This window comes from Marinobacter psychrophilus, assembly GCF_001043175.1.
Classification (GTDB): Bacteria; Pseudomonadota; Gammaproteobacteria; order Pseudomonadales; family Oleiphilaceae; genus Marinobacter; species Marinobacter psychrophilus.
Genome location: NZ_CP011494.1, coordinates 52,859 through 66,254, shown reverse-complemented (window position 1 = coordinate 66,254; position 13,396 = coordinate 52,859). Strand labels below are relative to the sequence as shown.

The 13,396-nt window shown below is 55.4% G+C and carries 13 protein-coding genes; 4 read left to right on the top strand and 9 right to left on the bottom strand.

Annotated features, from left to right (window positions below; all coding sequences use genetic code 11):
- The first annotated feature begins 19 nt into the window (after positions 1–19).
- Positions 20–1,345: a Na+/H+ antiporter family protein gene (locus ABA45_RS00250; protein ID WP_048383491.1), complete on the top strand. Its 1,326-nt coding sequence runs from the start codon at positions 20–22 to the stop codon at positions 1,343–1,345.
- 254 nt (positions 1,346–1,599) lie between these two features.
- Here the strand turns inward: ABA45_RS00250 and ABA45_RS00245 are convergent, their stop codons facing one another.
- Positions 1,600–1,848: a YheV family putative zinc ribbon protein gene (locus tag ABA45_RS00245; protein ID WP_048383489.1), complete on the bottom strand. Its 249-nt coding sequence runs from the start codon at positions 1,846–1,848 to the stop codon at positions 1,600–1,602.
- Between the two features lie 71 nt (positions 1,849–1,919).
- Positions 1,920–3,965 carry an oligopeptidase A gene (gene prlC / locus ABA45_RS00240; RefSeq protein ID WP_048383487.1) on the bottom strand — a complete coding sequence of 682 codons (2,046 nt, stop codon included), beginning with the start codon at positions 3,963–3,965 and terminating at the stop codon, positions 1,920–1,922.
- Positions 3,966–4,173: 208 nt separating this feature from the next.
- Between prlC and ABA45_RS00235 the strand changes: the two genes are divergently transcribed.
- On the top strand, positions 4,174–4,728 hold the full coding sequence (locus ABA45_RS00235) for a gamma carbonic anhydrase family protein (protein WP_048383485.1): 555 nt from the start codon (positions 4,174–4,176) through the stop codon (positions 4,726–4,728).
- Between the two features lie 229 nt (positions 4,729–4,957).
- Here the strand turns inward: ABA45_RS00235 and ABA45_RS00230 are convergent, their stop codons facing one another.
- From ABA45_RS00230 to ABA45_RS00200, 7 genes are all read right to left on the bottom strand, one after another.
- Positions 4,958–5,839 (bottom strand): flagellar motor protein MotB, encoded by an 882-nt coding sequence (locus ABA45_RS00230; RefSeq protein ID WP_048383483.1) that lies wholly within the window; start codon positions 5,837–5,839, stop codon positions 4,958–4,960.
- Between the two features lie 3 nt (positions 5,840–5,842).
- Complete coding sequence (locus ABA45_RS00225; protein ID WP_048383481.1) at positions 5,843–6,616, bottom strand: MotA/TolQ/ExbB proton channel family protein; 774 nt, start codon at positions 6,614–6,616, stop codon at positions 5,843–5,845.
- A gap of 48 nt (positions 6,617–6,664) precedes the next feature.
- Positions 6,665–7,498, bottom strand: coding sequence for a shikimate dehydrogenase (gene aroE / locus ABA45_RS00220; protein ID WP_048383478.1), 834 nt, complete (start codon positions 7,496–7,498; stop codon positions 6,665–6,667).
- 10 nt (positions 7,499–7,508) lie between these two features.
- On the bottom strand, positions 7,509–8,429 hold the full coding sequence (gene hemF / locus ABA45_RS00215; RefSeq protein ID WP_048383477.1) for an oxygen-dependent coproporphyrinogen oxidase: 921 nt from the start codon (positions 8,427–8,429) through the stop codon (positions 7,509–7,511).
- Between the two features lie 8 nt (positions 8,430–8,437).
- Complete coding sequence (locus tag ABA45_RS00210; protein ID WP_048383474.1) at positions 8,438–9,010, bottom strand: L-threonylcarbamoyladenylate synthase; 573 nt, start codon at positions 9,008–9,010, stop codon at positions 8,438–8,440.
- A gap of 41 nt (positions 9,011–9,051) precedes the next feature.
- Positions 9,052–10,254, bottom strand: a complete 1,203-nt coding sequence (gene dprA / locus ABA45_RS00205) for a DNA-processing protein DprA (RefSeq protein ID WP_198147014.1) — start codon at positions 10,252–10,254, stop codon at positions 9,052–9,054.
- A gap of 67 nt (positions 10,255–10,321) precedes the next feature.
- Positions 10,322–11,341 (bottom strand): LysM peptidoglycan-binding domain-containing protein, encoded by a 1,020-nt coding sequence (locus ABA45_RS00200; protein ID WP_048383472.1) that lies wholly within the window; start codon positions 11,339–11,341, stop codon positions 10,322–10,324.
- A 423-nt stretch (positions 11,342–11,764) separates the two neighbouring features.
- Here ABA45_RS00200 and def point away from each other — a divergent pair, with 423 nt between their 5' ends.
- A complete protein-coding gene (def, locus tag ABA45_RS00195) occupies positions 11,765–12,268 on the top strand; it encodes a peptide deformylase (RefSeq protein WP_014869357.1) in 504 nt (167 codons plus the stop codon).
- 176 nt (positions 12,269–12,444) lie between these two features.
- On the top strand, positions 12,445–13,395 hold the full coding sequence (gene fmt / locus ABA45_RS00190; RefSeq protein ID WP_048383470.1) for a methionyl-tRNA formyltransferase: 951 nt from the start codon (positions 12,445–12,447) through the stop codon (positions 13,393–13,395).
- Position 13,396 lies beyond the last annotated feature (1 nt).

The window sequence follows — 13,396 nt, the reverse complement described above, 5'->3', positions numbered from 1 at the left end:
CGCATACCCGGAGTTTGCCATGAATGCAGTTGTCGCTGCGGTGCTGATCATGCTTGTATTAAGCTTGGCCCGCATTCACGTTGTTGTTGCCCTGATAGTAGGTGCCGTTTCCGGCGGCCTGATTGCCGGAATGTCGCTGAACGACACCATTGATGCCTTCAACAATGGCCTGGGTGGAGGCGCCAAAGTGGCGCTGTCGTACGCCGTTCTGGGCGCCTTTGCGGTTGCTATCGGTAAATCTGGCCTGGCCAACCTGCTGGCCGACAAAATCCTTGCCAAAGTCGGGCAAAGCGAAGGCAGCATTACGGCTGTAAAAAGCGTGCGCTACATGATCATCGCCATTCTGGTGGCCATTGCACTGTCGTCCCAGAACATCCTGCCGATTCACATTGCGTTTATTCCACTGGTGGTTCCGCCGCTGTTGTATGTCATGGCAAAGCTGAAAATGGACCGCCGCATGGTGGCCTGCGCACTCACCTTTGGTCTGATTACCCCGTACATGTTCATACCCGTGGGTTTTGGCGGTATTTACCTGAACGAAATTCTGATGGCCAAAATCAGCGCCAATGGTGGCGATATCGAAGGTCTCAGCGTCATGAAAGCCATGGCTTTGCCTGCCCTGGGTATGCTCTGTGGCCTGCTGGTCGCTATTTTTATTACCTACCGCGGCGAACGTAACTACAATCTCAGCGCCATAACCCGCACTGAAAAAGTCACCACCACCTACAAACCCATGACCTTGGTAATGGCGCTGGCCGCCATTGTAGTCACCTTTGTGGTGCAGTTGTGGCTCGGCTCCATGATTCTGGGCGCATTGGCCGGCTTCCTACTGTTCAACCTGTCGGGCGTGGTGAAGTGGAAAGAAGCCGACGACCTGTTCACCGAAGGCATGAAAATGCTGGCGATGATTGGTTTCATAATGATCGCCGCTTCCGGCTTTGCCGAAGTCATGCGCGAAACCGGCGAAATCACCACTCTGGTGCAAAGCTCGGTCGACATCATCGGCGCCAACAAAGCCCTGGCGGCCCTGCTGATGCTGCTGGTAGGCCTCTTGATTACCTTGGGTATTGGCTCGTCCTTCTCCACCATTCCCATCATTGCGGCGCTGTATGTGCCGATGGCGCTGGAAATGGGTTTTAGCTCCATGGCCATCATTGCCTTAGTCGGCACCGCAGGTGCCTTGGGTGACGCGGGTTCGCCAGCGTCTGACTCGACACTTGGGCCCACCGCCGGCCTGAATGCCGACGGCCAGCACAATCACATATGGGATTCAGTGGTGCCCACGTTCTTGCACTTCAACTTGCCTTTGCTTGGTTTCGGGTGGGTTGCGGCGATGGTTCTTTAAAGTTTAAGGGGACAGATTTGAAATCTGTCCCCTTAAACTTTAAAGAAAAACCAGGGACGGAGTTGAAATCCGTTCCTTTGCGGAAAAACTGGTTGTGTTGTTTGTCAGCCTATCTCTACAGTCAAATGGGAAGGGTGTGGGGCGTCTTTTCTGTCAGGAAAAATATGTCTGAGCGAAGCGAGTTGTTTTTCCCAGAAGAAAAGACACCCCACATCCTCGACCTTCCACCAAAAAATCAGACCTCTAAATAGAATCTAATCCCCAGACCCTTTGAAGAACACCACCTGCTTAACGGTATGGTCATCTTCGTTTTTGCGCTTGTTCACGCGGGTTTGCAGTTCCGGGGCAGCCGGAGCTTCTACGTCAGAGATGCCGTCGGTGAAACCGCAAACCACGCATGCGCGGATTTGCTCACCGGCGTCGTCGGTATACATGGTAATTTTGTCCATTTCCGCACAGCGAGGGCAAACGGCTCCGGCGATGAAACGCTTCGGGCTTGGCATTTGATAACTCCATATTAAGTGGCCCCCGCCGGACTTGGCCGACAGGGGCGGGTTGCCGATGGCAAACGGAGTCAGGCGACTTGTGGGCTGATGCCAGTTTGCTGCAACAGTGCGTCTACCTCGGGCTCGCGGCCGCGGAAGGCCTTGAACAGCTCCATGGGTTCTTGTGAACCGCCTTTCTCCAGAATATTTTGCAAGAACGACTTGCCGGTTTGCGGGTCGAAAATGCCGTTTTGCTCGAACAACGAAAATGCGTCAGCCGCCAGCACTTCAGCCCATTTGTAGCTGTAATAGCCTGCTGCGTAACCACCGGCGAAGATGTGGGAAAAAGAGTTGGGGAAGCGGTTAAACTCTGGTGATTCCACCACCGCAATTTCCCTACGCACCCGGCGGTGCATATCCAGCGGATTGGTTGGCGCTGCGTCGACGAACTCGGCGTGCAGGCGGAAATCGAACAGCGAGAATTCAAGCTGACGCACCAACCCCATTCCCGACTGGAAGTTCTTCGCGGCTAACAGCTTTTCCAACATATCCTGCGGTAACGGCTCCCCAGTTTCGTGGTGGGCAGCAATCAGCGCCAGCGATTCCGGGTTCCAGCACCAGTTTTCGAGGAACTGGCTCGGCAGTTCAACCGCGTCCCAGGCCACACCATTAATACCCGACACGTCCATTACCTCCACCTGGGTCAGCATGTGGTGCAAGCCGTGGCCGAACTCGTGGAACAGGGTGGTGACCTCATCGTGGGTCAGTAGCGACGGCTTGCCGTTCACCGGTGGGGTGAAGTTACAGGTCAGGAAAGCCACCGGCAACTGCAGGGTGCCGTGCAGGTTTCGCCAGCGTACCCGGCAATCCGCCATCCAGGCACCGCCACGCTTGCCTTGGCGGGCAAACAGGTCTAAATAGAACCAGGCAATGGGCTCGCCGTTACGGCTGATGCAGTAAGCGGTGGCGTCTTCGTGCCAGGTTTCTACGTCTGGTTTGGCTTCAATCTGGATATCGAACAGCTTTTCTGTCACGCAGAACAGGCCAGGTACCACCTTGTCCACCGGAAACCAGGGGCGCAGGGCTTCCGGGGAAATGTCATAGCGCTGTTGGCGCAATTTTTCGCTGTAGTAACCAATGTCCCAAGCCTGCAAGTCATCTAAACCATGTTCGTCTTTTGCAAAGGCCTTGAGCTCGGCGAATTCCTGCTCTGCCACCGGCTTGGCTTTATTCGCCAGATCCGTCAAAAAGTCTAATACTTCATCAGTATCGCGGGCCATTTTTGTGACCAGCGAGCGCTCGGCAAAGTTATTAAAGCCCAGTAGTTGTGCCAGGGCGTGGCGTCGTTTTAGGATTTCCGCCATCACCGGAGTGTTATCCCAAGTGCCAGCGTCTGGCCCCATATCGGAAGCACGGGTAGCAAAAGCTTCATACACTTCGCGGCGTAACTCGCGATTGTCGCAGTAAGTCATTACCGGGTGGAAGCTGGGGAAGTGCAGAGTAATGACATAACCATCCAGATCTTTCTGTTTAGCCGCCGCTTTAGCGCCTTCAAGAGCACTTTCAGGCACGCCGGCCAACTCGCTCTTATCGGAGATTTGCTTAAACCAATGCTGGGTGGCGTCCAGAACGTTATCACTGAAGCTATTGGAAAGCTCCGAGAGCTCGCGGGTCAGGTCGGCGTAGCGCTTTTTTTGATCATCCGGCAAATCAACGCCACCCAAGTGGAAGTCCCGCTGAGTGTTTTCCACTGCTTTTCGCTGGGCTTCGCTTAGTTTGTTGAAATCATCGCGGACGGCCAGCTTTTTGTAGGCCTCGCACAAAACCGCATTCTGGCTCAGCTCGGTGCTGTACTCGGTGAGCTTTTTCAGACAGTTTTTGTACACTTTGCGTAGGTCGTCGTTGTTCATCACCGCGTTCAGATGGGAGATTACCGACCAAGCGTTGCTCAGTTTGTCCTCAAGCGACTGCATGGGCTGCACAAGAGTGTCCCAGTCAGGTTCTTTGTTCTGCGCCAGGCTGGTAATTTTCATGCGATTTTCACTGAGAATCTGGTCGATCGCTTGTTCCATATGCTCAGTGCGCACGTGTTCAAATTTGGGTAGCAAGTCGTTGGTCAGTAGTGGATTGTTCATCATTCCCCTTCTCAGCGGTTCAAATGTCGGGTAGTTTGAAAAGAATATCTATGGAGCAAGGCGATCAGGGAGTCTGCTTTTCAAAACGCACCTCAAAAAATGTCCTGTGCGGTTTGAGCTCCACCTTTCTTGGCTACGCCCGGTGTTGCAAAGCCAACTCCCTGATCACCCTCCAACTTCGGAATATTCCCCGTAATAGGACTATGTAATGGCGAATGTACGTTCTCACAAGGGTAGCACGCCACAATTTGGTGAGCGCAACTGGGTAGACCCCAGCGCAGTTGTGATCGGCGATGTGACAACCGGCGAAGACTGTTCGATTTGGCCGATGACGGTGGTGCGTGGTGACATGCACAAAATCTGCATTGGCGCGCGCTGCAGTGTTCAAGACGGCTCTGTGCTGCACATCACTCACGCCAGTGCATTCAACCCCGGCGGTTGGCCGCTGATTATTGGTGACGACGTCACCATCGGTCACAAGGCACTACTGCATGGCTGTACTGTGGGTCACCGGGTACTGGTGGGTATGGGCTGTATCATCATGGACGGTGCGGTAGTGGAAGACGAAGTGATTATCGGCGCGGGCTGCCTGGTACCCCCAGGCAAGCGTTTGCAATCCGGCTATCTTTATGTCGGCTCACCGTGTAAGCAGGCAAGGGCGCTGACCGATGAGGAACGCGGCTTTTTTTCTTACACCGCCAGCAACTATGTAAAGCTCAAAGATGAATATCTAGCCGAAAAAGCCAGCGACTACCATTATTAATCTAAGCGACATTTGCCCGCGCCTGTTGTGCACAATAAGTCATGAATCTGATCAAGCTTATGTTGTTCACACTATTGTTACGGCCTTCAAAGCACCTCAATCAGATTTGAAGTTCGGTTTTGGACCCGTCTCTCACGACCTTGCTGATGGGTGCCAATGTCGTGGCAAATAGCTTATCAACCTCATACCCGAGTCTTTCCTTGAGCTAATCTCGCGGTAGCTCGCCTATTTAGGGTATGACTTCTGCCGGCAACTGCTCGATAGGCGCGTCGTCCTCGCATACCGGGCCGCGAATGGCAATTTCCACCCGCCGGTTCACGGCACGGTTTTCCGGGCTGTTATTGGGCACCAGCGGGTTGGTTTCAGCACGGCCGGCAGCCATCACCCGATCGGCAGGCACATCACGGTTCAGAACCAGTTCGTGTACTACCGACACCGCCCGCGCCGCTGAAAGATCCCAGTTGGAACGGTAACGGCTGCTGGCGATGGGCCTATCGTCTGTATATCCGGCCACCACCACATCGCCGCGGCAATTTTTCAGCACGCCCACTACCCGCTCGATGATAGGCAGCATTGCTTTCTTAATAGTGGCGTCGCCCGACAAAAATGTGGCATCTTCAGAGAAGCGGATGATCACTTGGTGTTCATCATAGTCGACGCTCAGGGCGCCGCTAGCCACTTCGGTTTCCAGCTCCCGAATCAAACTACTAGCCAAAGTAATCACGCCTTCAGACATCAGAGCCTCGCCTTCAGATATCATAACCTCGTCTTCAGACACCAGAGTAACGCTACCGCTGGTCGAGCGCTCGTCGATCAATTCAGGCTCAGCCTGCAACTGTGTGTCTGGATCCAAGCTGCTGTTCCCGTCAGAAATCTTGATCGGCAAACTGCCACCGCCATCCGCGATCAAATTGCCTGAACCGAACGCAACAGACATCGAGCCGGCCATCGCTTTGTATTTTTCAATATCCATTTCGGCGAACGACAACAGCAGTATGAAAAACGTCAGCAGCAAAGTGGCCAGGTCGGCAAAGGTCACAATCCACGCTGGCGCACCGGCGGTGCCTACTTTTTTGCGTTTGGGCAGGGTTGCAAGAGCCAGACGGGCCAAGGCTTAGCCCCCCTGCTCGCGTTTCAGACTGTCGCGCTGCTCGGGGTTCAAAAACGATGACAGCAATTCGGTCATTACCCTCGGATTTTCACCTTGCAGGATTTTTTGAATGGAAGTGGCAATCAAAAGTTGGTTGCGCATTTCGTCTTCGGCTTTTAACTGCAGTTTGTCCGCCAGAGGCAAGGCGATCAGCTGAGCAATAAAAGCACCGTAAAGCGTGGTCAGCAGAGCGATCGCCATAGCCGGGCCAATAGAAGAAGGGTCATCAAGGGTATTGAGCATTTGCACCAAGCCTACCAGAGTGCCAAGCATTCCTATGGCCGGAGCCGATTCGCCAATGCCTCGAAACACTCTTTCTGCCACCTCGTGGCGTTCGGAGCATTGCTGGATTTCATGGTGCAGGGCTTCTTCTACAAGTTCTGGCGAATGGCCATCAACACACAGATTAATGGCTTTCTGCAGAAACACATTGTCGGTGGTGTGGTTTTCAAGGCCCAAAATACCCTCTTTACGCACCACCATGGACAACAAGCCCACCTCGCGAATCAGCTCGTCAGGACGCTCTACGCGGTCCATAAAGGCCGCGCGCGACGCCAGGCGAATAGCGCTCATCAACGAACTCAGGCGGAACTTGATCAGCGTTACCGCAAAGGTTCCGCCCAGCACAATGGCCAACCCGGGCAGGTTAAGAAAGGTCAGCAGGGTGGCGTTAGCCAGCATGGCCAGTATCACCACCAGCACCCCGGCAACCAGTCCTACCAGCGTTAGTATGTCCATGCGTTAACCTTCATTTTGACTATTTTCTTCGCTTGATTTATGCCTGATTTAATTTGCTGTAAGGGTTCGTAAACTAGCAATAACCGGAGCAGTTTGCGGCCGCACCCCGCGCCACACTTCGAATGCCTCGGCCGCTTGCTCTACCAGCATGCCCAGGCCGTCATACACGCGCTTTGCCCCGTTATCCCGAGCCCACTGGTTAAACGTGGTATTTGTGGCAGCATACATCATGTCGTAAATCACCGTATCAGCGCCGATCAGCTCTACAGACAGCGGCGGTAAATCGCCCTGCAGGCTAGCGCTAGTGCCGTTGATAATGACATCGAAATCGCCGGTGACACTGTCGTACGCCTGGCTGCCAAGCCAGGTAACACCGGCGACGTCAGCAAAGAGCGCTGCCAAATTCTGCGCCTTAGCCGGCGTGCGGTTAGCAATCACCAGCGTGTGCGGCTGTTCAAGCAACAGCGGCGCTAGAACACCGCGTACCGCGCCACCAGCACCCAATATCAAAACACGGGCGCCCTTCAATGCCACTTGGTGATTGTGCAGCAAGTCTTTTACCAAACCTGCGCCGTCGGTGTTGTCTGCCACCAACACGCCGTTGTCCTGATACAGAGTGTTGGCCGCGCCAGCCTTGAGAGCGCGGGCGCTGTGTCGGCCAGCCATCTGCCAGGCTGCTTCCTTAAACGGTACAGTCACGTTCAGGCCTTTGCCGCCGCGCGCGAAAAACTCGGTTACGGTGTTTTCAAAACCATTCAGGGGCGCCTGAATCGCCGTATACTCAAGCGCCTCGCCAGTCTGGCTGGCAAACAGACCATGAATCCGCGGTGACTTACTATGGCTAATGGGGTGGCCAATCACCGCATACAGATCGTTTTTCATCGTTACCCCTTCAGGAAGCTGTGAGCCAGTCGCGGCCGGTCAGAAAGTGCTCCAGCAGTCGCGCTTCTTCACTACCAGGTGTCGACGTCTGATTATAATCCCAGCGTACCAGAGGCGGTAGCGACATCAGAATGGATTCGGTGCGGCCGCCGGACTGAAGCCCGAACAGGGTGCCGCGGTCGTACACCAGATTGAACTCCACGTAGCGGCCACGGCGATAGAGCTGAAACTGACGCTGAGCGTCGCTGTAGTGCTGATTTTTGCGGGCTTGGACAATGGGTTCGTAAGCGTCAATGTAACTGTCGCCGATAGCACGCATAAATTCAAAATCGCGGGCAAAGTCACCGGTATTGTAATCATCAAAAAACAGCCCGCCCACGCCGCGGGGTTCGTTGCGGTGTTTCAGAAAAAAGTACTCGTCGCACCAACGCTTGTAACGCGGGTAAACGTCGTCACCAAAGGGCGCACAGGCGTTCGCTGCGGTGCGATGCCAATGCTCGCAGTCTTCGTCAACGCCGTAATAGGGTGTTAGATCATAGCCGCCGCCAAACCAGTACACCGGTTCAGCATTTTCCGGCGTAGCGATAAAAAATCGCACGTTGGCGTGAGAGGTCGGCACATGGGGGTTGTGGGGGTGCATCACCAGCGACACTCCCATAGCCTGCCAAGGTGCGCCTGCCAGGTGGGGGCGGTGGGCCGCCGCCGAAGGCGGCATGGTATTGCCCATCACGTGGGAAAAGTTCACACCGCCTTTTTCAAATACCTTGCCGCTGCCGATCACTCGGCTAATACCGCCGCCGCCTTCCATGCGATCCCAGGCGTCGTGAATAAATTCACCGCCACCGTCGGTCACGGCCAGGCGCTGACAAATGGTGTCTTGCAGCTGTAACAGATAGTGTTTGACCGCCTGCGGGTCTGGTTGCTGTGGCATGTTTTCTCCTAACGTAGCTGCTGGCCGGTAACGATATCAATTATACGGCTGGGTTGGCGATTTCCACCCAGCGCACCGGGCACCACCCAGTCCAGCTGGCCATGAAAATAACCCTGAACTTGCCAGGGCGAACGAGCTGGGGCGCGGCCCGCGGGGTTGCACGAGGTGGAAACCAGCGGGCGGCCTACAACGTTGCACAGGGCTTTGACCACCGGATGCGCACTCACTCTTACCGCAATCGAGCTGTGCTCGCCACGTACCCATTCGGGCACCTGCTGGTGCACATCTGGAAGCAGGCAGGTAACAGGACCAGGCCAATGCTGTCGGGCTCGCTGCTGAAGGTCTTGCGGCAGGGGGTTCAGCAAAAAAGCAATCTGTTCGAGCGAAGCCGCCACCAGAATCATGCCTTTGTGTACGGGGCGCTGTTTCAGATCCAGAATGCGTTGCACCGCAACCTCGTTCCAGGGGTCACAGCCGAGACCCCAAACGGCTTCCGTTGGATACGCGAGCACACCGCCTTGTTGCAGAGTGCGGCGAGCGCAGTGTAATTGCCAGTCGGTCAGCGGGTGATCTGTTGCCATAGGAAAGTTGAGCCTGAATGAAATCACTGTTGGCACCGGGTTCAGGCAATGCGGACATATCCGCCGGGCGCCGCTGTGGCCAGGCCCTGAAGCTCTAACAAAAGCAGGGACTGCATCAGTTGATCGGCGCTCAGCCCGGTGCTCGAACCCAGTACATCGGTTGATTGCGAATCATACCCTAAAGCCTCCAGCACGGCGATTTCACGGGCGTCCAGACCCTCGGTGGCAGCGCTTTGTAAGCTTGCGCCCGGTGTTGCCGGCTCAATCCACCAGCCCCCCAGTTCCTGCAGGATGTCGGCCACGCTTTCTACCAGCGTAGCACCCTGCCGAATCAGTTGGTGACAACCACGGGCTACCGGGCTGTGTACCGACCCCGGTATGGCGAACACGTCGCGGCCTTGCTCTGAAGCCAGCCGAGCGGTAATCAGCGAGCCGCTCTTGAAACCGGCCTCTACCACCAGAACACCCCGGCTCAAGCCGCTGATGATGCGATTACGCTGGGGGAAGTGTGCGGGGCGAGCCTGAGTGCCCGGCGGGTACTCGGACACCAGCAGACCATTGGCAATCACCCGCTCCCCCAGCCGCTGATGTTGGCGCGGATAGATTTTATCAAGCCCACTGCCAATCACCGCCAAAGTAGGATGGCCAGCGTCCAGCGCACCGGCGTGGGCAGCACCGTCGATACCCAACGCCAGGCCGCTGCTGACTAACAGATTACATTCGCCAAGCGCTGCAGCAAAGCCCCGAGCGTGGTCCAGCCCGGCACGAGTGGCGTGGCGGCTGCCAATAACCGCCAGTTGGTCACGACCGAGCAGGCTGGTATCGCCACGAATGTACAATAATAAAGGCGGGTTATGAATGTGGCGCAGCGGCAGCGGATAAGCCGACGACTGCCAGTGCACAATGCCAATACCATGCCGCTCACAGGCGCTTTCTATAGCTCGCAAAGCCACCAACGCCGGATGTCCGGCGTCATCACGGCGCCAGGCAGCAAGGGCTCCACAAGCATCTGCGGGCAGGCCCATGGCTTTATGGCTGGCGCTGTCCAGGTTTAGCAGGTCGGGCAGTTGCAGAACGTGCGCCGCTAACCGGCGCCGCACCCTTAGGCCAAAACCCGGCAACTGGCTCAAAAACAGCCATTGCCGGGCCCGCTCCGGGCTGTCATCACATACCTGGTCAACGGCGGGGTCAGTGAGGTCGGAGCCGGGCGGCGTATCAAATGAAAACAGGGGTACTTGGGGCACGGGCATCTTCCTTGCGCACAGAAAAAAGCCGGGCATTCCGTGCCCGGCTCGGGTTTTTATCGGGTGATCAGGGGTTGGTTACCTGATCACCCACCGCCAGCGGCCGGCTGGCTTGCAGCATAAGGCCGTAGCTCATTTTTTCGTAAGCCTGGAACACCATCAGCAGACCGGCGCGTTCAGACGGCAGCTCAATGGTTTCGCCAGTGACCGGGTCGCGCACCAGATTGCCGCTTTGCAGCACGGCCATTACGTTGCCCGGCTCTATGCCTTCGCGCAGGCCCAGATTGATAGCAACAACATCGTACTGACCAATCTGATTAACGCCGCCATCTACCGCTATCATCTGCCCGCTTACGGATTTCGCCGGCGCGGTGGGCACAAAGCTGGTAGAAAGCGGTCGGCTGGCATTCACCAGCAAGCGGTCACCAATGCGAATTTCTTCGTTGGATTGGCTCAGCAGTAGCGTCAACACATCGCCGTTGGTGGCAGTAACCTTGGCTGTGCCAATACTACGAGCTTCCAGGCCAAGAAATTCACCGGTTTTCGGATCGACAAATTCATTACCACGGCGGAAGACGCCAACCGTGTTCGCCGGCTTCTGGCCGCGAGCGTAAACGCGATCGCCAGCGCCGGTAACAATTCGGCCGTCTTCACCTTCCAGCACGTAAGGCGCAGCTTCTATCTGTTCCGGAGTAACAATGCGGGTATCGGTTAAAAAGCTGGCGATGGCGTCCAGCGGTATGGCCGGGATCGGCGTATCAATGGCTTCGGAGCGTACTTGCGGCGACAGCTTGATCACACCGTCACCGTTGGCCATTTTCATGATTTTTGGCTGGCCATCAATGTAAACCAACGCCAAGCGGTCACCGGGGTAAATTAAATGAGGGTTGGCCACCTGGGGGTTTACCTGCCAAATTTCCGGCCAGTACCAGGGGTTGTTCAAAAAGCGGGCGGAGATATCCCACAGGGTATCGCCTTTAACAACGGTATAACGTTCGGGATGATCCGACCGCAGCTCCGGTGCTGCTTGGGCCCAAGCGGTAAACAACAGCGTTGTAGCTGCCAGAGCGTACAGCAGTTTCCTCATGGTTTAAGTCCTTGATCCCGTGCTTTGATGCTTAAATTCGGTCGGCTGGCGCCCGAAGTCCGGTTGGCTTTCGCCTGCTATTTTTTAGCTTAATCTGTTGTTATTCCCGTTACTATAGAAGATGCTCGGTTAATTGTAGTGTTATCTACTCACCACCGGGGACTTTTAACGTTTGCCCACCCGTACAGGTATCTCTCATAGTTTTTCTCAATTGACTGATCAGTTTGTACTCAATCGCCAAATTGTTAGATAATGTAGACATAGAGCCAACACGCAAATGCCCCGGTCGGGTAAGTATGTCCCGCATCATAAACACCCCGGGGTTGAAAAGCGCAGTACAAGGTCGCATTTCAGACATCCTTTGTACGCGAACGAACGTTGGCATTCACTGTCCAAAGCACGCATTTAAAAAAGTAACGTACTATGATTCTAGACATTCTTGAATACCCCGACCCACGTCTGCGAACTCTCGCCAAGCCGGTTATCACCGTAACTGACGAGATCCGCACCCTTATCGACGACATGTTCGAGACCATGTACGATGCGGTCGGTATTGGCCTCGCGGCGAGCCAGGTTAACGTGCACCAGCAGATCGTCGTAATGGATCTGTCAGATGACAACAGCGAACCCAGGGTATTCATCAACCCTAAGATTGAGGTGCTCGATGGCGACCTGGAAGCCATGCAGGAAGGTTGCCTGTCGGTACCGGGATTTTATGAAGATGTTGAGCGCATTGAGCATTGCCTCATCAAAGCTCTTGATCGCAATGGCGAAGCTTTTGAAATTGAAGCCCGCGGACTGCTAGCGGTGTGCATCCAGCACGAGATGGATCACCTGAACGGCAAACTTTTTGTGGATTACTTGAGTTCGCTAAAGCGTACACGTATCCGCAAAAAGTTGGAAAAGTTGCAAAAGAAGAGTGCTTAAAGAGTGTTTGGAAAGCGCTTGAAACGAGTGCCTGAGCCAGCATTTATTAAGGTGGCCTGGGTGCCATAACAGTCATAAAACTGATGACCGGGCCTTTGCGCCCGGTTTTTTGTATTGAATGGATCAGCGAATCCGACTGAGAATTCGACGAAAAGTCCAACAGAGAGCCAAACACTGTGCGTATTGTTTTTGCCGGAACCCCTGATTTTGCCGCCATTGCCTTGAAAGCCCTACTTGCCGCCAAATACAACGTGGTGGGCGTGTATAGCCAGCCAGACCGGCCAGCGGGCCGTGGCCGCAAACTGCTCCCGGGGCCGGTAAAACAGGCGGCGCTGGATGCCGGTATCGCGGTTTTTCAGCCCGACAACTTCAAAATGGAAGACGCCCGCCAGCAGTTGGCCGACTTACAACCAGACGTGATAATTGTTGCCGCTTATGGCTTGATTCTGCCAGCCTCGGTACTGTCCATTCCGGTCCATGGCTGCCTGAACATTCACGCCTCCCTGTTACCCCGCTGGCGCGGCGCCGCGCCCATTCAGCGTGCTATCGCTGCGGGCGACCCTGAAAGCGGCATCACCATTATGCAGATGGATGAAGGCCTGGACACCGGCGCCATGCTGCTGAAAGTGTCTACACCCATTCACCCTGAAGACACCGGCGGCAGCCTGCACGATCGGCTGGCCGAACTGGGCGGCAAGGCCATTGTAAGCGCGCTGCAATTGCTGGAGCAGAACACGCTAAAACCGCAAGCACAGCAAAATGTACAGGCCTGTTACGCCCACAAGCTGGCGAAGCAGGAAGGCCAGATTGACTGGCACAGCGATGCCCAGAGCATCGAGCGGCTCATTCGCGCATTTAATCCTTGGCCTGGCACCTTTACCGACCTGGGCGACCAGCGTATTCGCTTACACCTGGCTCAGGTCCAGAAACATAAACAGGAGCAGAATGGCCAAAAAGCCAGCCCCGGTACCGTTTTAGCACGCCAGCGTGAGGGCATCGATATCGCTTGCGGCGAAGGTGTTTTGCGAGTCAGCCAGGTGCAGCTGCCCGGCGCACGGGCACAAAGCGTGAACGACCTGATAAACGGTGGCAAACAGATTCTGCTGCCCGGCCAGGAGCTGCAATAAC